At 65.1% G+C, this 20,261-nt stretch carries 23 protein-coding genes; 15 read left to right on the forward strand and 8 right to left on the reverse strand.

Annotated elements, in window-relative coordinates; all coding sequences use genetic code 11:
* Positions 1 to 18: 18 nt before the first annotated feature.
* Entirely contained in the window at positions 19 to 912 is an 894-nt protein-coding gene (locus tag B4F51_RS17825) for a DMT family transporter (RefSeq protein WP_296227749.1), read from the reverse strand.
* Positions 913 to 1,010: 98 nt separating this feature from the next.
* Between B4F51_RS17825 and B4F51_RS17830 the strand changes: the two genes are divergently transcribed.
* On the forward strand, positions 1,011 to 1,814 hold the full coding sequence (locus B4F51_RS17830) for an AraC family transcriptional regulator (protein WP_296227750.1): 804 nt from the start codon (positions 1,011 to 1,013) through the stop codon (positions 1,812 to 1,814).
* Positions 1,815 to 1,830: 16 nt separating this feature from the next.
* Here the strand turns inward: B4F51_RS17830 and B4F51_RS17835 are convergent, their stop codons facing one another.
* Positions 1,831 to 2,094 carry an SDR family NAD(P)-dependent oxidoreductase gene (locus B4F51_RS17835; protein ID WP_296227751.1) on the reverse strand — a complete coding sequence of 88 codons (264 nt, stop codon included), beginning with the start codon at positions 2,092 to 2,094 and terminating at the stop codon, positions 1,831 to 1,833.
* On the opposite strand from B4F51_RS17835, the gene B4F51_RS17840 reads away from it, so the two are divergent.
* The 8 genes from B4F51_RS17840 to B4F51_RS17875 all read left to right on the forward strand — a co-directional run bounded on the left by B4F51_RS17840 (position 2,093) and on the right by B4F51_RS17875 (position 7,427).
* On the forward strand, positions 2,093 to 2,668 hold the full coding sequence (locus tag B4F51_RS17840; RefSeq protein WP_296227752.1) for a substrate binding domain-containing protein: 576 nt from the start codon (positions 2,093 to 2,095) through the stop codon (positions 2,666 to 2,668). The two genes, B4F51_RS17835 and B4F51_RS17840, sit on opposite strands and share 2 nt — an antisense overlap.
* A gap of 71 nt (positions 2,669 to 2,739) precedes the next feature.
* On the forward strand, positions 2,740 to 3,543 hold the full coding sequence (locus B4F51_RS17845) for a helix-turn-helix transcriptional regulator (RefSeq protein WP_296227753.1): 804 nt from the start codon (positions 2,740 to 2,742) through the stop codon (positions 3,541 to 3,543).
* A 43-nt stretch (positions 3,544 to 3,586) separates the two neighbouring features.
* Positions 3,587 to 3,904 carry a putative quinol monooxygenase gene (locus tag B4F51_RS17850; protein WP_296227754.1) on the forward strand — a complete coding sequence of 106 codons (318 nt, stop codon included), beginning with the start codon at positions 3,587 to 3,589 and terminating at the stop codon, positions 3,902 to 3,904.
* A 127-nt stretch (positions 3,905 to 4,031) separates the two neighbouring features.
* The gene (locus tag B4F51_RS17855) at positions 4,032 to 4,556 is read left to right on the forward strand and encodes a hypothetical protein (RefSeq protein WP_414706786.1); all 525 of its coding nucleotides are present in this window, start codon (positions 4,032 to 4,034) and stop codon (positions 4,554 to 4,556) included.
* On the forward strand, positions 4,538 to 5,056 hold the full coding sequence (locus tag B4F51_RS17860; protein WP_296227755.1) for a hypothetical protein: 519 nt from the start codon (positions 4,538 to 4,540) through the stop codon (positions 5,054 to 5,056). Before B4F51_RS17855 ends, B4F51_RS17860 begins: the two co-directional genes overlap by 19 nt.
* Before the next feature lie 167 nt (positions 5,057 to 5,223).
* Positions 5,224 to 5,508, forward strand: a complete 285-nt coding sequence (locus B4F51_RS17865) for a hypothetical protein (protein WP_296227756.1) — start codon at positions 5,224 to 5,226, stop codon at positions 5,506 to 5,508.
* Between the two features lie 5 nt (positions 5,509 to 5,513).
* Positions 5,514 to 5,789 carry a hypothetical protein gene (locus tag B4F51_RS17870; protein WP_296227758.1) on the forward strand — a complete coding sequence of 92 codons (276 nt, stop codon included), beginning with the start codon at positions 5,514 to 5,516 and terminating at the stop codon, positions 5,787 to 5,789.
* 18 nt (positions 5,790 to 5,807) lie between these two features.
* Positions 5,808 to 7,427, forward strand: coding sequence for a PepSY-associated TM helix domain-containing protein (locus B4F51_RS17875; RefSeq protein WP_296227760.1), 1,620 nt, complete (start codon positions 5,808 to 5,810; stop codon positions 7,425 to 7,427).
* 57 nt (positions 7,428 to 7,484) lie between these two features.
* Here B4F51_RS17875 and B4F51_RS17880 read toward each other — a convergent pair whose 3' ends face one another.
* Positions 7,485 to 8,366, reverse strand: coding sequence for a substrate-binding periplasmic protein (locus B4F51_RS17880; RefSeq protein WP_296227762.1), 882 nt, complete (start codon positions 8,364 to 8,366; stop codon positions 7,485 to 7,487).
* Positions 8,367 to 8,370: 4 nt separating this feature from the next.
* Positions 8,371 to 8,856 carry a cytochrome c-550 PedF gene (gene pedF, locus B4F51_RS17885; protein WP_296227765.1) on the reverse strand — a complete coding sequence of 162 codons (486 nt, stop codon included), beginning with the start codon at positions 8,854 to 8,856 and terminating at the stop codon, positions 8,371 to 8,373.
* Positions 8,857 to 9,138: 282 nt separating this feature from the next.
* Between pedF and B4F51_RS17890 the strand changes: the two genes are divergently transcribed.
* A complete protein-coding gene (locus tag B4F51_RS17890) occupies positions 9,139 to 11,163 on the forward strand; it encodes a sigma-54-dependent Fis family transcriptional regulator (protein ID WP_296227766.1) in 2,025 nt (674 codons plus the stop codon).
* Here B4F51_RS17890 and B4F51_RS17895 read toward each other — a convergent pair.
* Complete coding sequence (locus tag B4F51_RS17895; protein ID WP_296227767.1) at positions 11,095 to 12,096, reverse strand: alpha/beta fold hydrolase; 1,002 nt, start codon at positions 12,094 to 12,096, stop codon at positions 11,095 to 11,097. The two genes, B4F51_RS17890 and B4F51_RS17895, sit on opposite strands and share 69 nt — an antisense overlap.
* A 105-nt stretch (positions 12,097 to 12,201) precedes the next feature.
* Here B4F51_RS17895 and pqqA point away from each other — a divergent pair, with 105 nt between their 5' ends.
* The 5 genes from pqqA (at position 12,202) to pqqE (ending at position 15,446) form a co-directional block, all read left to right on the forward strand.
* A complete protein-coding gene (gene pqqA, locus B4F51_RS17900; RefSeq protein ID WP_012355514.1) occupies positions 12,202 to 12,276 on the forward strand; it encodes a pyrroloquinoline quinone precursor peptide PqqA in 75 nt (24 codons plus the stop codon).
* 142 nt (positions 12,277 to 12,418) lie between these two features.
* Positions 12,419 to 13,336: a pyrroloquinoline quinone biosynthesis protein PqqB gene (gene pqqB, locus B4F51_RS17905; RefSeq protein ID WP_296227768.1), complete on the forward strand. Its 918-nt coding sequence runs from the start codon at positions 12,419 to 12,421 to the stop codon at positions 13,334 to 13,336.
* The gene (gene pqqC / locus B4F51_RS17910) at positions 13,333 to 14,040 is read left to right on the forward strand and encodes a pyrroloquinoline-quinone synthase PqqC (RefSeq protein WP_296227769.1); all 708 of its coding nucleotides are present in this window, start codon (positions 13,333 to 13,335) and stop codon (positions 14,038 to 14,040) included. The genes pqqB and pqqC overlap by 4 nt, the downstream gene beginning before the upstream one ends.
* Entirely contained in the window at positions 14,021 to 14,293 is a 273-nt protein-coding gene (gene pqqD, locus B4F51_RS17915; RefSeq protein ID WP_296227770.1) for a pyrroloquinoline quinone biosynthesis peptide chaperone PqqD, read from the forward strand. The genes pqqC and pqqD overlap by 20 nt, the downstream gene beginning before the upstream one ends.
* Complete coding sequence (pqqE, locus tag B4F51_RS17920; RefSeq protein WP_296227771.1) at positions 14,265 to 15,446, forward strand: pyrroloquinoline quinone biosynthesis protein PqqE; 1,182 nt, start codon at positions 14,265 to 14,267, stop codon at positions 15,444 to 15,446. Before pqqD ends, pqqE begins: the two co-directional genes overlap by 29 nt.
* Before the next feature lie 77 nt (positions 15,447 to 15,523).
* On the opposite strand, the gene B4F51_RS17925 is transcribed toward pqqE, so the two are convergent.
* The 3 genes from B4F51_RS17925 to B4F51_RS17935 form a co-directional block, all read right to left on the reverse strand.
* Positions 15,524 to 15,856, reverse strand: a complete 333-nt coding sequence (locus B4F51_RS17925) for a c-type cytochrome (RefSeq protein ID WP_296227831.1) — start codon at positions 15,854 to 15,856, stop codon at positions 15,524 to 15,526.
* Between the two features lie 87 nt (positions 15,857 to 15,943).
* Positions 15,944 to 17,698, reverse strand: coding sequence for a PQQ-dependent methanol/ethanol family dehydrogenase (locus B4F51_RS17930; RefSeq protein WP_296227773.1), 1,755 nt, complete (start codon positions 17,696 to 17,698; stop codon positions 15,944 to 15,946).
* Positions 17,699 to 17,901: 203 nt separating this feature from the next.
* Entirely contained in the window at positions 17,902 to 20,193 is a 2,292-nt protein-coding gene (locus tag B4F51_RS17935; RefSeq protein WP_296227775.1) for a TonB-dependent receptor, read from the reverse strand.
* Positions 20,194 to 20,261: the final 68 nt, after the last annotated feature.

Raw genomic sequence — 20,261 nt, forward strand, 5'->3', positions numbered from 1 at the left:
GCACCACGCGGGGTGAAATCAGCGCGGGCTCAAACCAGAACGCCTCAGCGGCAAGCGCACGATGCCCTGTGCAAGGCTCACGCCCAGTAACACGAACCCCCCACCGATCCAGTGATAACCGTGCACGGTCTCGCCCAGGATCAACGCGGCCATTGCCGCCGTAAAGACCGGCATCAGATTCATCAGCACCGCCGTGCGCTCGCTGCCGATGCGCTTGAGGCCGAGCATCCACAGATACGATGCGACGATCGACGAGGCAATGCCCGCGAACACCACCAGCCCGATGCCTTGGGGTGGAATCGCCAGGCTTTGCGCGGTGAGCGCCAGCGGCACGAGCATCACGACGGCCAGCAGCACCTGCACGTAGAGGTTGAGCCATTGCCCGAACGGCTGCGCCCAGCGGCGGTAGAGAATGTTGTACAGCGCGTACGACGTCGCACCAATAAGGATCAGCACGTCACCACGATTGACGCCGCCGTCGAGCAGCGCGCCCGGGTGCCCACGCCCGAGCAGGTACAGCACGCCTGCCAGCGACACCACCACGCCGATCACCGCCTGCGCGCCTACCGGCTGGCGGAACACCACCACGTTGAGGATCAGCCCCAGCATCGGGATCAGCGCGCCGATCACACCCATGTTGGTGGCGCTCGTGCTGTGCGCCGCGTAGTACGCCAGGCATTGGTACATCACCATGCCCAGCAGCGCCAGCACCGCAAAGCGCTTCCACTGCGCCAGCACGGCCTGGCGCTGGCGCCAGAGCGGCCGCGCGCAGAATGGCGTCAGCACAAGCGCTGCCAGCAGCCAGCGGTACAGCGAAATGGCAGCCGGGTCCAGCACGCCGGCCGCGGCCTTCGAGACGATGGTATTGGCGGCCCAGATAAGCACGGCCAGAAGCGGATACAGCACAGACACGACGGCCTCCGTCGAACAATCGAGGATGGCAGTGTAGTAATGTCTGGTTCAGAACATATACTGCAAATCAGACAATCCCACCGCTCGAAAGCGACACTGTGTACACCGCCTACCGCGAAGCGGACCTCCGGGTGCCCAAAGGCGCCCCGTTCTACTTCCGCTACGACCATTTCGCACCCGAAACCAATATCGAGCCACACACGCATGCGTGGGGCCAGATCAACCGCATCAGTCTGGGCCTGATGGAGGTGGTGGTCGATGGTCGCCGGCTGACGGCGCCGGCCGAATATTTGATCTGGGTGCCGGCCAACCAGCCGCACTCGGCGTCGATCCGGCAGGCGACGGATTTCCTGTCGGTGTACGTCGCCGAGCCGCTCGCACAACGGCTGCCGCACTCGGCCTGCCTGATCCCGCAGACGCCACTGGTGCGCGCGCTGTTCGAAGACTTTGCCGCACGCCGTGTCACCGCCATGGCGGACGACTGGGACCTCCGTCAATTCGAACTGCTCGTCGAAACCCTCGTCCGCGCCGGCCACACCAACAGCTATCTGCCCGACAGCACCGACCGCCAACTGGAACCGATCCTGCACGCCATCCGCCTGGACCCAGCCGACAACACCACACTGCAGACCTGGGCCGAGCGCGTGCACAGCACCGAACGCACACTCGCACGCCGCTTCCAGAGCGAGCTCGGCATGAGCTTCTTGCAATGGCGCAACCGCGTACGCCTGCTGCGCGCAGTGGTGTGGCTCAAGGAGGATTGCTCCATCCAGGACATCGCCCTGTCGCTCGGCTACGGCACGCCGTCAGCCTTCATCGCAATGTTCCGCAAGCAGATCGGTTTTTCGCCCGCGCGCTACCGGCGGCAGATGCGCAGCGAGGCCGAGCGCCCCGCTGCGTAGGTTGCCAAACCCAAACTCAAGCAATCGAATAGCCCCCGTCGGCCACCAGTGCGTGGACTGACACATAGCTCGCATCGTCCGACGCGAGAAAAGCCACGATGGTCGCCATCTCCTGCGCGCCGCCAAAGCGGCCGGCCGGCGTGTTGGCGGCAAAGTCATGCATGGCCTCGTCCGACGGCCAGATGCCGCGATGATGGAACGGTGTCTCGATCAGCCCCGGCGCCAGCGCGTTGACGCGCACGCCACGGCGGAACCATTCGATCGATGCCGTCTTCGTCATGCCGGTGCTGACCGCCCTGATGCAGCAGCACCCCGGCCTCGTCGCCGATCTGCGCTTGTCCGACACGCCCTCCGCCGTGGTCGACGAGCAGATCGACGTGGGCGTGCGCATCGGCTTCATCGGTGACAACCGCTTCGTGGCCCGCGCGCTTGGGCCTCTGCCGCTGTGGGTGGTGGCCTCGCCCACGCTGCTCGAACGTGTGGGCGAACCGAAAACGCTCGACGCATTGCATGCCCTGCCGCTCACCGCGCTCATCAACCGCACCGACGGACGCGCGTGGCCATGGACGTTCCGCAACGACTCGCAGATTCAGCACCGCAACGCAACCTTCGTCACCGACGACCCCGAGACCGAGGTGCAGGCCGCCTGCGCGGGTCTCGGCTTTACGCAGATATCGGAGTACATGCTGCGCCCACATGTCGAACGCGGCGAACTGGTACGTGTGCTGCGCCGCTTCGAGCCGGCGCCGTGGACGCTATATGTCTATCGCCCGCAGCGAGGGCCCGTACCGCAGCGTGTGCGGGTGGTCTTCGACGCGCTGATGGTCGGGTTGCAGGACGTGTGTCGCGGGTAGAGCGCGCACTCAGGCCATTGTTCAGCCAGCCCTGCGGCACAATGGAAGACCGACCGCCCCGAGGAGAGCCCGTGCGCACGCACACAGCGCGCCCGCATCCCGCACTGCGCCCTTACATCGACCGCTACTGGAGCTGGGAAGCCGAGCACGGCGAGACCATCGCCCTGCCGCGCCTGCTGCCGGGCACCGGTGCCGAGCTGTTTCTGCATCACGGCCAACCCTTCCGGAGCGAGGATGGGGCCGCGCTGCCCCCGGCCCATCTGCTGTGCGTGCGGCTGCAACCGTACGCACTGGCATCCGCCGCGGGCGTCGCCTTCACGGCGATCCGGATTCGCGCGGGCCGCTGGAGCGCACTGGCGCGTGAATCGATCGGCCGGCTGCTGGATACGCAGGCGCCGCTCGACGCGCTATGGGGCCGCGACGTGCGCGACTGGCACGAACAGGTGGCGCTGGCAGCCGATTTCCGGCAACGCGTGGCGTTGATCGACGCCTTCCTGCTGGCGCGGCTGGTGCCAGCCCGCGTGGATGCCCAGGTGGCGGCGGCCGTTGCCAGCCTGTATGCCGCGCCTCACGCGGCCTCCATCGATATGCTGGCCGCTCACTTGCACCTGAGCCGGCGCCAGTTGGAACGCCGCTTCCTGGCCGCAGAAGGGTTGCCACCGGTCGCATTCCGGCGGCTGGCGCGGTTCCAGCACACGGCACGGGCATTGCATCTGCAACCGCAACTGCCGTTACTCGACACCGCGCTCGCCCACGGCTACTACGATCAGCCGCAGTTCAACCACGAGTTTCGCTCGCTCACCGGGCAATCGCCGCAGCGCTATCGGCAGGACGCACAGGCGAAGACGCATTTCTACAAGACCTCGCTGGCCTGAACGGGAAAGATGGTGGCCGATCTTTCCTATCCAGAGGTGAAACATGTATCTGCTGCTCGTACACGTGCAGGCCCGGCCCGATACCGCTGACGCGCTATGCCGGCAACTTTCAACGCTGGTGGCATTGGCGCGCGAGGAACCCGGCACCTTGGCCTATTCGTTCTACCGCATGCATGACGACGCAGGGCATTTCCTCCTGCACGAGGTCTATCGGGATCGGGCGGCGTGGGAGGCGCACATGGCATCCGAGCCCGTGCAGCGCGCACTGGCGACGTTCGATACGCTGCTGGCGGCACCGCCGGCGGTCACGACCGGAGACTGGGTGGACGGACACGGGTTGAGCCTCAGCGCAGCAGAATAGGCCGTTGCGGAAAGGCTCGGATGCCCCGCGCCAACTGAAAACAATTGTAGGAATCCGCGCCACATCAGCGTTTCCGGGCAGCAGGCTCCCGTAGAATCCGCCTTGTTGCTGATTCGGAAGTCCGCCCATGCGCACACCTTGGTTCGCATCTGCCCGGATGCTGGGCTGCGCCCTCGCCCTGATCGCGCCCGTGCTCAGCGGCTGCAGTTCACTGATGTCGGAAGGCACCACGACCGCGGCCGGTATCGGCGGCGCGGCTCTCGCCGCGAAGGTGACCGACAACGCGGCCGTGGCCACCGGCATCGGCCTGGGCGTGCAGGCCGGGGCGCGCGCCGCCTTGCAGCACAGCCAGCGCGTCGTGCATACCGAAACGCAGGATCAGATCGCGCAGGTGGCCGGTGCGTTGCCGGACAACGTCGTCGGCAACTGGCAGATCAAGCACCGCATTCCCCTTGAGCCCGACGAGCGCGGGCGCGTCGTCGTCACCCACTCGATCAACGGGCCGCTCATCAACTGCAAGGAGATCCTCTTCACCGTCGATGGCGAAGCCGCGCAGGTGGACTTCTTCATCGCGTCGATCTGCCATGACGGCAAGCAGTGGAAATGGGCCACCGCAGAACCGGCCACCGCGCGATGGGGGTCGCTGCAATGAGCGGCATGCGCTGGCTTGCGGCGGTATGCGCGGGCGCGGTTGCCGGTCTGATGGCCGGATGCTCGTCGGTCGGGCCGTTGACCGGCGCGGTGGCGGGCGTCGCCACGGGCACGGCCACGGCCAACCCGGCGATTGCCTACGGCGTCGCTGTATCGGTCAACGCTGCCACCGACGCCTCCGTCAAATACGCCACCCGCAAGTGGGCGGCCAGCGAGCAAGACGCACTGGCCACCGCCGTGGGCCGCTTGAGCGACCGCACGCCCTCGCTCAACTGGTCATTGGAACGCCTGATGGGCATCACGAAAGCGCGCGGCACGGTGGTGCTTGTGCGCACGTTCACCACTCCGTTGGCCACATGCCGCGAAGCCATTCTCACGGTGCAAGACGCCGATGCGCCCAAGACGGCGCCCGGCTATGCCATCTACGCCTGCCAGAACGGCAACACTTGGCAATGGGCCAACGCCGAGCCTGCCGTACCGCGCTGGGGCAGTCTGCAATAGTGCCGTAACGGCGTGGCCGCCAATCCACCGCGCCATCCCGCATCCGCCAATGGGGCACATCGGCCCGTGCCGACGATTCCTCCCAACCTTACGAGACACGCCGCGTAGCTTGTTGCATTCAATGCAAATCATTATCATTTGTGTTTCAGATTCCATTGAGGACTGCCATGCACGGCGTCGCCCTCCTGCTCGGGCTACTGGCCGCAGGTTGCCTTTACACCGCCGCGCCTAACCAGGCGCTGCTGGCGCCCGCATCGCGCGCGCCAGCAAGCGGGCTGTGCGCAGTCGCGCTGATGCAGGCGGCGATTGCCGTCGTGCTGTGGAACGACGTGCTCGGCTGGACCGGCGCGACCATCGCCGTGGTACTGGTGGTGGCGGGCGGTCTGTCGCTGTGGCCGATGGCGGGCGCATGGGTGCAACACCTGCGCGCCGACGCTAAGGCTCCCTCGTGAAAGGCATGGGCACTGGAATCGGTACCCGATGGCTGGCTAGCGCCGTGCTGGGCCTGCCCTTGTCGATCGCACTGTGCGCGCTGGCGATCGTGTGGCTACCGGGTGGCTGGGAGAGCGGCGTCATCGGCGCGCTGCTGGCCTGCCTGCCGGTGTGGGCGGTCATCATCAGCATGAGCGTGCTGTTCCCGACGAGTGCCCGCGCGTGGACCGTGCTGGTGGCTGCCAACGCGCTGTCGTTCGGCGTGCTGTGGCTGCCGCGCCTGCTCCCGCTGTCTACCTGATCACGCCAGGCGCCTGGAATGAAATCCGCCACCCTACGTCTGTACCAGACGCTGCACACCTGGGTGGGCCTGATGGCCGGCTGGGCGCTGTTCATCGCGTTCTTTGCCGGCGCGCTCACGGTCTTCCATGAAGAGCTGCACGCATGGCAGAACCCGCTGCGCTCTGACCACGCTGCCATTGCCACCACGCCTGCCGACATCGACCGCTTCGTGACGACGCTGGTACGTACGCACCCAGCGGCGGCGGCCGACACCTACGTCATCCTCCCCAATGACGGCGAGCCCGATTTCACGGCTTATTGGCAGGACAAGGGCGAATGGCAGATGACCACCGGCGCCAAGCTGGCCGCCGGCAAGACCGCACCAAAGGATCTGTCGATCGAACCGTCCAAAGGAGAGCTCGCCAATTTCATCAACCGGCTGCACTACTCGCTGGGGCTGGAAGAGCCGGGCATGTACTTCATGGGCGCGATCTCGGTGCTGTATGGCGTTGCGCTCATCTCGGGCGTGCTGCTGCATCTGCCACGCCTGAAAAAGGACCTGCTGGCCGTACGCCCCGGGCGCAACCTCAAGCGTTTCTGGATGGACGTGCACAACGTGCTCGGCCTGTTCAGCCTGCCCTTCCATCTGATTTTTGCGATCACCGCGCCAGTGCTGTGTCTGAGCGCAGTACTGATGACTGTATTCAACGTAGTGGCATTCGACGGCAAGCTGTTCGACGCCGTGCCGCGCGTCACTACCGCCGCCGGCACCGTGATGGCTGCCAATCGTGCAGCACCGATGCTGCCGGCCGAGCCATTGCTCATGCAAACGCGCGAGGCGGCCGGCCCCGACTTCACCGTCAAGTCGATCCGCTACCAGCACATCGGCGATGCCAACGCCGTGGCCGAGATACGTGGCAGCAGCACGCGGGCAGTGGGCGACTTCGGCGCGGTGGCGATCCGCGCGGCGGCCGGCCAGCCCGACAGCGGCCGGCTGATCGGCAACCAGACCGCCAACGCACGCGACACCAACCACAGCCTCTACAGCCTTGTCTACGGCCTCCACTTCGGCACCTACGGCGACATCGCCTTGCGTCTGGCCTATCTGGTGATGGGCATGGCCGGCGCGTTCGTCTTCTATTCAGGCAACCTGCTGTGGATCGAGTCACGCCGCAAGCAGCGCAAGACCGAGCAGCCGCGCGCGCACCAACTGTTGGCACGCGCCACGGTGGGCGTGTGCATTGGCGGTTGCGTGGGCGTGATGGCGATGTTCCCGGCTGCACTGCTGTGGCCGGAACGCCCAGCAGGCGTGACCTATTACACGGTGTTCTTCGCGGCGATTGCGTGGGCGCTCCTGCGACCGCCCGCGCGTGGCGCCGTTGAGCTGCTGAGCACCGCCGCCGTCATGGCAGTGCTTGCCCCCGCCACCAATGCGGTCGTGACCGGCGACCACCTGCTGCGCACGCTCGCGCACGGCGACTGGAACGTGGCCGGCTTTGACCTGGGCGCGCTGGTGCTCGCATGCGGCTTTGCCGGCCTCGCGCGTGCCACGCTGCGCCGCGCACGCCATGGAGTGCCCGATTCCGTCTGGGCCATGCCGCCGCGTGCAGTGCGTGCCGGTAACGGCCTGCGTCCGAGCGGGGCCAACAAGCCTTAGCGCCTCACAAGAAACCAGAAACCACGAGCACCCGCACGAGTCTCCGCGCGTGCAGGCTCACGGTGCAACGATCGACACACCGTACTGCGCAAAGATCCGCTGCAGTTCGCCGCTGGCACGCAGGGCGTCGAGCGCATGCTCCAGCGCTTCTGCCAACGCACGCTGATCAGCCTTGACCGCCATGCCGATGGCCCAGCCGCGCCCGGGCAACAGCGGCGACGTGAGTTCGGAGGCCGCAAAGCGTTCAGCGGACTGCCCCTGTGCCTTGAGCGCGCTTTCGTACTGCGAACGCGTCACCATGGCTGCGGCGATTGCGCCGGAGAACAGCGCACGCAGCGCATCGTCGGCCTCGGTATAGATCTTCACCTTGTCGCGCAGCACGCCTCCCGCGCTTGAAAGCAAGGCATTGGCGCCGGCTGAGCCGCTTTCCGCTCCGGTTGCCTGGCCTGCCAGATCTGCAAAGCGGCTGACTTGGTGGAGACGCTCGCGGTCATAGACCAGCACGAACGTCTCGCGATGGTACGGCGCGAAGATCAGCACCTCCCGGTTTTGGCGCATGAAGGCGGGGTCGACCGGCACGTGCAGCATCACGTCCGCCGGACCATACCCGAGGTAGTGGCCACGCCAGACCATGTTGCGCAGGTCATCCGACACGCTGTCGTCGTCGGCGTCAAACGGCATCAGCGAGGGCGACAGCCCCATCTGCCTGCTCAACGCGTTGGCCAGCGCAACATCGATCCCCGTGAACTGCCCGCCAGCGTTGCCGGAGAACGGCGGCAGACCCTTGTACAGCGCGATCTTCAAGCTGCCGCTCTCGCGGACTTTCGCCAGATCGGCGCGCGCGGGTGCGGCAGCAACCAGAACAGCGGCCGCAGCAAACAGAAAGCCGGCAAGACCACGGCGAATACGCATGGTGCCCAGGAAGGAGCGAGCGTTCATGGACTCACTCCTGCACGCGGCGCGACTCAAGATAAGTCTTGATGGCCCAGACCGCTTCCTGGCTCAGAACGCCTTCGAACGGCGGCATATAGACACGGCCGTCACGCGTGCGGCCCTTGCGAACGGTGGCGGTCATGTATTCGGAGATTTCGGCAAAGCACGCATCCTGCTTCTTGCCAGCGGGCATCGACATGCAGTCGGTATCAAGCTTGCGCAGGTCGGGCGCGATCCCGCCGGAGATGGCCTCCAGCCCATGGCAGCGCGCGCAGTTCTGATTGAACGCCGAGGAGCCGATGCGCAGCGCTTCGTCATGAGCGGGGCCCGTCCGGTATGGATTGTCCTGACGCCATTCCGGCCCGAGTTGCGGTAAGGTGTGCGTGTCCACGGCCTGCGGGGTCACATCGCCGTGGGCGGTTGCGGTTGCAGGCAGTCCGCCGGCCAAGAGCGTGCAGACGGAAAGCAGTGCAAAGAGGTTGCGGGGCGTATTCACGGGTGTCTCCTGTGTGTCGTTGAAATGTCTTTTGACGGCATTTCTGCAAGAGCCATACCAAGAACGAACCCCGCGACAAACTGCGACAGATCAAAGCGATATCCCTGGGCTCTGTTGACATGGAGCGGTGCCGAGAACCGGAACATGGTCGGCGCGGTGCTCAGGAATGCAACACCCTGGCAAGGGTCTTGCTTCATGGCGCAACAGTTCCGGCTCGCACATCGCACAAGGGCGATCCGGGCGACCCGCGCATAGATCGCGGGCGACTGAAAGGAGACAACCATGATTCCCCACGCGGCAGCCGCCCAGCGCGCTCCCGGTGGCGCCCTCGCTACTTCCAGTGAAGCGCCCGACAACGACCAGCCGGACCTGATCGCCCAGTCGCACGAGCGTTCAAAGTCCTATGGCCTGCGGCCGTATGAGTCGCCCGATTTCAGCCCGGTGCAGCACAGCGAGCTGAAAACGCAGATCGAGCGCAGCCAATCGCTGTTCACGCATGCGTTGCCGGTCATGGAAACGCTCTACAGCCAGATCATCAACACGCAAAGCATGGTGATCCTGACCGACACGGCGGGCTTGATCCTGCATTCGCTGGGCGACGACGATTTCCTGGCCAGGGCCAGCAAGGTGGCCCTGCAACCGGGCGCGCTCTGGTCGGAGGCGAGTCGGGGCACCAACGCCATCGGCACGGCGCTGGCCGACGGCAAGCCCACGCTGGTCCATGGGTCAGAGCACTACCTGGAAGCCAACCGGTTCCTCACGTGCTCCTGTGCGCCCATCTTCGATCCGTATGGCAAGACGGTCGGCGCGCTCGATGTGACGGGCGATCATCGCGGCTTCCACAAGCACACCATGGCCCTGGTGCGCATGTCGGCGCAGATGATCGAGAACCAGTTGTTCGCCAACACATTCCAGGACGTGGTGTGCATCCACTTTCACTCGCGGCCGGAGTTCATTGGCACGCTCGTCGAGGGCATCGCTGCCTTCACGCCAGCCGGACGTTTTCTGTCGGCCAACCGCAGCGGTGAATTCCAGTTGGGGCTGTCGAGCCGCGCGTTGCAGGCGCATACCTTTTCGTCGCTGTTCGGCCTGTCGATGTCGCAGTTGATCGACGCGGGGCGCGGCGCGGCAGGCGGCATCATCCGATTGCAGCTCCCCAGCGGGGTCAAGGTGTGCGCACGCGTCGAGTGGAAGCGCCCCGCCAGCCCGATTGCAGGCAGCGCCATCGACACCGACGCTGCCATCTCGCGCGATCAGCCACCGGCACGCCGGCTCAGCGTCGCACCGGCCGAGCCGGCGAGCCTGGATGCGCTCGATACCGGCGACGCCCAGATCAAGAGCGTCGTCGGCAAGCTGCGCAAGGTCATCGGCAAGGACATCACGATCATGGTGCTGGGCGAGACCGGTACCGGCAAGGAATTGCTGGCGCGCGCCATTCACGCCGACAGCCCGCGCCATGCCGGACCGTTCATCGCCGTCAATTGCGCGTCGATTCCCGAAGCCCTGATTGAGTCGGAACTGTTCGGCTATGAAGAAGGCGCCTTTACCGGCGCCCGGAAGAAGGGCGGCATCGGCAAGATGGTGCTGGCCAACGGCGGTACGCTCTTCCTCGACGAGATCGGCGACATGCCCCTGCACCTGCAGGCCCGCCTGCTGCGCGCGCTGCAGGAGCGCGCGGTGTCGCCGCTGGGCAGCAACAAGCTGATCCAGGTGGATGTGGCCGTGGTGTGCGCTACCCACCGCAACATGCGCGAGATGGTGGCCAGCGGCCAGTTTCGCGAAGACCTCTATTACCGCCTCAACGGCCTCGTCGTACGCCTGCCGGCATTGCGCGAGCGTAGCGACCTGGATGCGGTGGCCGGCAAGCTGCTGCGGCAGGAACAGGCCGATGCACCGCCGATCAGCGAGCCCGTGGCGCAGATGTTCCGCAGCTACCATTGGCCAGGCAACATCCGCCAGCTCGGCAATCTGCTGCGCACGGCCAGCCTGATGGCCGAAGACGCGCCAGAGATCACCGAAGACCACCTGCCCGACGACTTCCTCGAAGACTGGCATGCGCGGCATGGCGCCCAGGGTGCGGCATCGGGTGCCAACACCGCAGGCGCAAATCCCGCCCCCGCAGCAAACGCCAGCGCCGCTCAACCGCAGCGGCTTGCCGACATCGAAAGCATGACCATCCTGGCGGCGGTCAAAGCGCACAACGGCAATATTTCTGCCGCAGCCAAGGCGCTCGGCATTTCACGCAATACCGTCTACCGCAAGATCGACGAAGCCGGTGGCCTGGGACCTGCTGCTGACACCGACTGAGACTGCCCCACCCAATGCGCGGATGGCCGTGCCAATCGCACGCGCCATCTCGCCAACCGCCAAGTGCCCGCCCGGCACCCAGACCAACCGGGCCCGCGGCATGACCGCCTGCAAACGCAACGCATTGCGTGGTCGGCAAACGTTATCCACCCGACCATGCAGCAGCGCCACCGGCACCCTGCGCACGCCAATGCGCGCGGCGGCGGCAAGCAGCGCAGGCTTTCCCAACCCGGCGCGGCAAACCAGGTAGTGCGCCTGGAGCTGGTACTTGCGTAGCGACTCCATCCGTTGCGGCAATGTTTGGCGCCGCCCAGGCGGCAGCCCTAACAAGCGGCGCTCAGCAAGTTGCCACTGCGCTGCAGTGTTCAGTTTCTGAACAGTTGTCCCATCCTGCAACACCCGTGCTACGGCAAGAAGGCGCCCCCGCGCACCGGCAAAACCTTCCCGTCGTTGATCGACTCCGCGCAACAAGCTGCGGCCGACACCCCGCGCGTTGAACAATGCCTGCACGTCATCGAAGCCGGTCAGGAAGCTGCCGCGCAATACCAGCGCCGCCACCGCATCGGGAAACCGATCCGCATAGGCCAGTGCGAGCGCCGCGCCCCAGGATCCGCCGACCACGCCCCAGCGTTCAATGCCAAGCGCTGTACGCAGTTGCTCCAGATCGGCCAGCAGCGCGGTCACCGAATTGCGGCGGCGCGTGCCGGCTGGCCGCGAACGTCCTGCGCCGCGCTGGTCAGGCAGCACCACCCGATGGCGCAGCGGATCAAACCACGCGGCCATCGACGGCTGGCAGCCGCTGCCTGGCCCGCCGTGCAGCACCAGCCACGGCTCGCCATCCTCCGGCCCGCACTGCCGCACGTGCAGACGCTGGGCATCCGGCGTGCGCAGATGGAAGCACGCCGATGTTTCCGGCCAGGCTGCTGCGGGCATGGATGTTGCCTCCTTGGTGACGCGGCTGCGTTCGGCAAAACGCTCGGACCCACCGCGCAATGACGCAATGCACACACTAACTATGCCAACCCTCAAGGAGGAGACATGACCTGGACAACGCCCGCTTATACCGAACTGCGCCTGGGGTTCGAGATCACCATGTACATCGCCAATCGCTGAGTTCGAGCGACTGAACTTGCAGCACTCCCCAAGCCCGCTTGTTTCCTCACAGCGGGCTTCTTTTTTTTCTTCTGCTCGGTTTCTTTGACTGTCACCTGGCGGGGTTCTTGCTCAATCTGCCCCAAACAGTTGACCTTGCATCATGACCACACTCAGGGTTCTCGGCTCGGCAGCCGGCGGCGGCTTCCCACAGTGGAACTGCAACTGCCGCAACTGCGACGGCGTGCGGCGCGGCACGATTCGCGCCACGCCGCGCACGCAGTCTTCCGTCGCGCTCGGCGATGGTGGCCAGAACTGGATCGTCGTGAACGCCTCGCCCGACATCCTCGCTCAGTTACGCAGCGCACCGGCCTTGCAGCCGGCGCGGCATCCGCGCGATACCGGCATTGTCGGCGTCGTGCTGATCGACGCGCAGATCGACCACGTGACGGGCCTGCTGATGCTGCGCGAGCACCGGCAGGCCTTGCCGGTGTATGCATCGGCGGCCGTGCTCGGTGATCTGTCCACGGCGTTTCCGCTCACGCGCATGCTGTCGCATTACTGCGGGCTCGATACGCGTGTCCTTCCGCTCGATGGCTCGGCGTTCGCGGTGCCGTCGCTCTCCGATGTATCGCTGACGGCGGTACCGCTGGAGAGCAAGGCGCCGCCGTACTCGCCGAGCCGCAATGCGCGCCGCATCGGCGACAACATTGGCCTGCGCATCGTCGATCACGAAAGCGGCCGGCGAGCCTTCTATGCGCCCGGGCTCGCCCGCATTGAGCCGCATGTGTTTGACGAGCTGCACGCGGCCGACGTCGTGCTGGTGGATGGCACCTGCTGGCAAAACGACGAAATGCTCACCCTCGGCTTCTCCACCAAGACCGCCGCCGACATGGGCCACCTCGCCCAGTCCGGCCCCGGCGGCATGATCGAGACGCTCGACCGGTTGCCCGCGGCACGCAAGATCCTCATCCACATCAACAACACCAACCCGATCCTCGACGAAGACTCGCCGCAACGCCGCGAGCTTGAAGCGCATGGCATCGAGGTTGCCTACGACGGCATGGAAATTTCGCTATGACACATCCTGTTGCGTGGACCGCAGAAGCCTTCGAGACGCAGTTGCGCGCGAAAGAAGCCGGTTACCACATTCATCACCCGTTCAATCGGCGCATGGCCGCCGGGCGGTGCACGCCGGAGGAGATCCGCACCTGGGTCGCCAACCGCTTCTACTACCAGATCAACATCCCGCTCAAGGATGCGGCCATCCTGTCCAACTGCCCTGAGCGTGACACGCGCCGCGAGTGGATCGTGCGCATTCATGACCACGACGGCGACGAGGCGCAGCCGGGCGGCATCGAGAGCTGGGTGCGTTTGGGCGAGGCTGTCGGACTCACGCGCGCTGAACTTTGGTCTCACCAGCACCTGCTGCCCGGCGTGCGCTTTGCCGTGGACGCCTATGTCAATTTCGCGCGCCGCGCGCCATGGCAGGAAGCGGTGTGCTCCTCGCTCACGGAGATGTTCGCGCCGGACATTCACAAGCAGCGGCTGGCCGGCTGGCCCGAGCACTATCCGTGGGTCGAGCCTGAAGGATTGGCGTATTTCCGCTCGCGCATTCCGCTGGCCTCGCGCGATGTCGAGCATGGCCTGCGTGTCACGCTCGACTATTTCCGCACGCCCGAGCAGCAACAGCGCGCGCTCGACATTCTGCAATTCAAGCTCGACATCCTCTGGTCGATGCTCGATGCCATCCAACAGGCCCACCATGACACCGTCGCTCTCTGACCCGGTCCACCCCACGCTGCAGCGGACCTTCCGGCTGCAGTGGGAAGAGGTGCAGCAGAGTTGGGTGCTGCTGTACCCCGAAGGGATGGTCACGCTCAACGACAGCGCCGCCGCAATCCTGCAGCGCTGCGACGGTGCCCACACCCTCGACATGCTGATCGACGACTTGCAGTCGGCCTTCGGCGTGCAAGGCATCGCTCCGGAGGTCCACGCCTTTGTCAAACATGCACTCGAACGTGGCTGGCTCGCCTGAGGGCCAGTCGGCATCGACCGCCGGCCCGCCGCTGTGGCTGCTGGCCGAGCTGACGTATCGCTGCCCGCTGCATTGCCCGTTCTGCTCCAACCCGGTGGACTACACGCAGCACGATCGGGAACTGAGCACCGAGCAATGGTGTGAAGTCTTCACGCAGGCGCGCGCACTGGGTGCGGTCCAGCTCGGCCTGTCCGGCGGTGAGCCGCTGCTGCGCAAGGATCTCGAAGCGCTGGTCGCACATGCGCATGGGCTTGGGTTTTACGTGAACTTGGTGACGTCGGGTGTTGGCCTGACGGACGCGCGGCTCGGCGCGTTGCGCGCTGCGGGGCTCGACCACATCCAACTGTCGTTCCAGGATTCCACGCGTGAACTCAACGACTTTCTGTCGAGCACGCGCACCTTCGACCTGAAACGCCGCGTGGCCGGCCTGATCAAGGCTCACGGCTACCCGATGGTGATGAACTGCGTGATGCACCGGCACAACCTGCTGCACGTGGGCGCCATCATCGACATGGCGCTGGAGATCGGCGCCGAATACCTGGAGCTGGCCAACACGCAGTACTACGGCTGGGCCTGGGAAAACCGCCTGGCGCTGATGCCGACGCTGGAGCAACTGCGCGAAGCCGAGGCGGTGGTCAACGAATATCGTGCACGTATCGGCAAGCGGTGCCAGGTGCTGTACGTCGTGCCCGATTACTTCGAGCAGCGTCCGAAGAAATGCATGAATGGCTGGGGCACCACGTTTCTGGGCGTGGCGCCCGACGGCGTTGCGCTGCCGTGCCACTCGGCGCGCATGCTGCCTGGGTTGGACCTGCCCAACGTCCTGGACCAGCCCCTGCGGGACATCTGGCAATCCAGCCCCGCGTTCCAGCACTTTCGCGGCACGCATTGGATGCCGGAACCGTGTCAGTCATGCGACTCGCGCGAAGCGGATTTCGGTGGCTGCCGGTGCCAGGCCTATCTGCTCACGGGCGACGCCGAGCGCACGGATCCGGTGTGTGGAAAGTCGCCCGATCATGCGGCCCTGCAGAAGGTTGTGCTGCAAGGCAGGATGGCCTCGATGAATGGCTTCGGGCGGATGCGCGACCACCGCACCGACGAGGTTTCCATCGTGTTCCGCACCGACGCAAATTCACGCCGGCTGGGGCAATAAACCAACACCATCGACAAACAAAAAGAACGGGCGGGAGCCGTGCCCCGCCCGTTCCGCAGCCAATGGCATGCCGCGCTTCAAGCGCCGGTGCTCAGTACCCACCTCACCAACTGCGTCGCCTCGTCTTCCCTGAGGTTGGGATGCGGTGGCATCGGAATCCGACCCCACACGCCTTTGCCACCCTCGCGAACCTTGTTTGCGAGCCGAGCCGGGGCCTCCGTATCGCCCTTGTACTTGGCGGCAACATCAACAAAGGCGGGCCCGACGATCTTGTTCTGCACGCTGTGGCATGAGAAGCAACCGTTCTTTTCAGCCATGGCCTGCATATCGGGCGCCGCGTGCGCGGAAGCCACGCCGAATGCTGTCGACGCCAACGCCAGCAGCGAGAAAACTCCATTGCGCATCATCACTTTCCAACACTCCATGACGCTGTGAATCGGCCATACCGGGCTGTGCGCCGTTGGGAGCGCCCAGGCCGGTACAGACCCGTTTGGTGCTTAGTTCTTGTGCAGCTTGAACACCCAGACTGAACCACCCTGCTCCAGGAAGTTCACGCGCTTGGCCACTTCGCCGCCCCACAGCGGCACGGCGCCGCCCCAGCCCGACACCACGGCCACGAACTGCTCGCCGCCGTCTTCCCAGGTGATGGGAGGCGCGACGATGCCGCTGCCGGTCTGGAATTTCCAGAGTTCCTTGCCGGTCTTGGCATCGGCGGCCTTCAGGTAGCCTTCGGGCGTGCCCCAGAACACCAGGCCGCCGGCGGTGGTCATCACCCCGCCCCACAACGGCGCGTTGTTCTTGATCTCCCACTCGACCTTGCCGGTCTTCGGATTGATCGCGCGCAGCGCACCGATGTAGTCGTCATTGAGCGGCTTGATGGTGAAGCCGGCACCCAGGTAGGCCGCGCCCTTCTTGTAGCTGACGGGCTCGTTCCAGATGTCCATGCCCCATTCATTGGCGGGCACGTAGAACAGGCCGGTCTGCGGGCTGTATGCCATCGGCATCTGGTTCTTGCCGCCCAGGAAGCCAGGAGCAGCAAAGACGGACTTGCCCTTCTTGTCTTCGCCGGTGGCCGCAGACGGATCGCCCGGGCGGTGGTCCGGTGCGTAGTTCGGGCGGCCGGTCTTGAGATCGATGCTCGTGGCCCAGTTGACCTTCACAAACGGAAATGCGTTGAGCAGCTTGCCGGTCTTCGCATCGTTGACGTAGAAGAAGCCGTTTCGATCCGCCTTGCCGCCCACGCGCTTGCCGTCCAGGTCGAACGTCACGAACTCGTTGACGCCGTCGAAATCCCAACCGTCGTTGGGCGTGTTCTGGTAGTGCCAGACGATCTTGCCCGTCTCCGGGTCGATGGCCAGCGTGGAGGAGGAATACAGGTTGTCGCCCTTGCGGATGTGGCTGTTCCACGGCCCAGGGTTGCCGGTGCCGAAGTACACCAGGCCGGTCTGCGCGTCATAGGTGCCACCGAGCCACGTCGATGCGCCGCCGGTCTTCCAGGTCTCGCCGGGCCAACTGGCGTTCAGCGTGCCGGTCATGCCGTTCTCGGTCTTGTTGCCGTCCTTGTCGTACTTGTAGCCCATGTGGCCTTCGACGGTCGGGCGGGTCCAGATCAGGTTGCCGGTCTTGGCATCCCGTGCCTCCACGCGCCCCACCACGCCAAACTCGCCGCCCGACACGCCAGTCAGCACCATGCCTTTGACGATCAGCGGCGCGGCGGTGTACGAGTAGCCGGCCGCGTAGTCGGCGATCTTCTCTTTCCAGACCACCTTGCCGGTGTCCTGGTTGAGCGCGACCAGTTGCGCATCGAGCGTGCCGAAGATGACCAGGTTGTCGTACAGCGCCGCACCGCGGTTGACGACATCGCAGCACGGCATGATGTTATCCGGCAGACGCTGCTCGTACTTCCAGAGCTTGGCGCCGGTCTTCAGGTCGATCGCGTAGATGCGCGAATACGAAGCCGTGACAAACATCTTGCCGTTGTAGACCAGCGGCTGGGCCTCCTGACCGCGCTGCTTCTCTCCGCCAAAGGAAAACGACCACGCCGGCACCAGTTGGCTGACGTTCTTCGTGTTGACCTTGGTGAGCCCGGAGTAGCGCTGCCCCTGCGTGCCCATGCCCCAGGTCAGCACGTCACCCGGCGACTTTGCGTCACCTTCGATCATGGCGTCCGTCACAGGGGGCGTTGCCGCGTGGGCGGCGAGGCTTGCGGCCATGCATGCCGCCGCAAGCGAGATCACTCGTAGTGTCCTCATCGTTTGTCTCCTCTACTTCTCGTTGTGGTCAATATCCGCCGGTGCGACAGTCACACCGGACGCGTTTTGGCAAATCCCATGCCATCAAGAAAACACCGCAAAACCGTGGTCCGACGCACGCTGGCGGGCCCCGTTGTGCGCCACGCCGGAACACATCGCCTGCCCTGTTGAGAAATGGAACAGGCAGCACGCGCGGGGCCACGCTATCGCCACGCATATCGCAAACCGATCCACACGCTGCGCGGCGCGCCCGGCGCAACAAATGGCTCGTTGACCGAATTCGCGCCGTCAAACGCATGGCCCAGCCCCGTGAAGGCGTTGCTGCCGAGCACTGCAAAACTCTGGTAGCGGTGGTTGAACAGGTTCGTTACGGTGGTGAAGACCTGCAGTTGCTTGGTCACCTGGTAGGTGGTGTCCAGGTCAGCCAGGAGGTAGCCGGAGAGCTTGCCGTTGGCATCTGAGTTGTTTTCGTCGTCGCGCGCGTAGATGCTGCCGCGCCAGACGAGGTTGGCACCGATCTTCCACTTTGGGGTGGCGGCGTAATCGAACCTGAGTTTGACGGTGCTCTCGGGAATGCCGGGAATGCGATCGCCGGGCTTGATGTTGATATTGCCGCTGGCGTCTGCGCTGGAGTTGCTGGGGCTGTGCTCCGTCCACCCAGAGCGGTACGTGGCGTCGACATAGCTGTAGCTCGCACCGATGCCCAACGGCCCGATCTGCGTATGGCTGGCCAGCTCAAACCCCTGCCGGCGCGTGCGACCCACGTTCTGGAAGAAGCCCAGCGTGCTCGCCGCGCCAGCGCTGATGAACTGGATGTCGTCGTTGAGCGTAGTGCTGTAGACGGCGGCACTCCATGTGGTGCCTTGGCCCACGCGGCCGCGCATGCCTACCTCGAAGGTCTTGGAGATGACCGGCTTGAGTGGAGGATCGGCGATGAAGTTGTTCGGCAACGAACACGGCGCGGCGGGGTCTGCGCACGCCAGCTCGATGGCGGTGGGTGCTCGCATGCCCTCGTTGTAGGTCGCGTAGGCGGTCAGGCTGGGGGTCGGGTTCCAGTTGATGCCAACGGCCGGGTTGAAACGCGAGAACGTGTGATTGCCGTCAAGCAGCGGCTGTGTGCCGCTGGCGTCGTTGATGACGGCGCGCGCCCAGTTGTAGCGGCCGGCGAGCGTGAACGTCCATTGCTTGCTGAGCGAGAGCGTGTCGTTGAAGTACACACCCAGATTGGCGTTGCGCGTCTTCGCATTGGTGGTTTGCGTGAAATCACCAATGCCAACCGACGCGCGCGTATCGGTAAAGAAGGCATCTTGCGAGAACTGTGTGAACGTGGAGTTGGCAAAATCTCCCGCAGCGCCCACCACGATTTGGTTCTCCATCCCGGCGATGCTGCCCATGCGGGTCAGTTGCAGGCTGGCGCCGTAACTGTCCGTAGAGATGACCGACTGCGCGTTATTGGATTGCACTGTGTCGACGTTGCCATTCACGCCGACGCTGCCAAAGTCCTCATTGACGTTGCTGCTCAGGTTGGTGTTCCGGAAGTGGCGGTAATAAAGGTTGCCGCTGAGTTGCAGATCGTCGTTGAAGGCGTGATCGCCCGACAGCGTGATGTATGCGGTGCTGTTCTTGTTCGTGTCAGGAAAGGTGTAGGCCTGACTCGGGTTGTCGAGAAACGAGCGCGGGATGGTCTGCGCCCCCTGCAGCGTGTTGTCGGCCCCACCCATGGCCAACGACAGCGTGGTCTCGGCGCTGGTGTAGCGCAGCTTGCCGAGCGCCTGGCGCACACGGCTGGCGTTGTGGTCTGCCCAGCCGTTGTCGTTCAACGCAAGGGCGCCGACGTAGTAGTCGAGGTTGTCGCCAATGGTGCCGCCCTGCTCCACCTGGGCGGATTTGCGGCCCCAAGAGCCGTCAGCCACCTCGGCTGAACCGCCCGGGCTCTGCTTGCCGTTCTTCGTTGCAATCGTGATCGCCCCGCCGAGCGTGTTCAGGCCGTAGGTCGGGTTGGAGCCCGGAATCAACTGGATGGTGTCGATGGCCCAGCGCGGGATCAGATCCCAGTTCACCACGTCACCGAACGGCTCGTTGGCTCGCACGCCATCCACGAACACTGACAGGCCTTGCGGCGTGCCCAACACCGGCGAAGCCGTAAAGCCGCGATAGTGAAGATCCGTCTGATACGGATTGCCCTGCACTTCGTTGAGGTCGACGCTGGGCAGGTTCTTTTCGAAATCGTCGGTCAGGGCGGTCCGGTGCTGGCGGCGCAAGTCGCTCCCGCGCAGGGTCTGCACGTTGGCCGGCACCTCGGTCAGGGGCGTGCCGATGCCGAGCAGCGGCGTGGTGCCGATCACCGTGGTGGTAGCGAGCATCAATCGCGCTTCATCGGCCGATGGCGTCGTTTGCGCCGATGCGAAATGCGGGCCACACGCAAGCGCGCTCGCATAACACAGGCGCAGCACGGCCTGATACGTCCGGCGCGGCGGCACGTTGGGGCGGCTCATAGCCGTGTCTCCGAAGCTTTTATGTTCGCCTGCGGAGTCTTTGCCCCGCAGGTCGGCGGCAGGCGCGC

Source organism: Ralstonia sp. UBA689 (assembly GCF_002298975.1).
Lineage (GTDB): Bacteria > Pseudomonadota > Gammaproteobacteria > Burkholderiales > Burkholderiaceae > Ralstonia.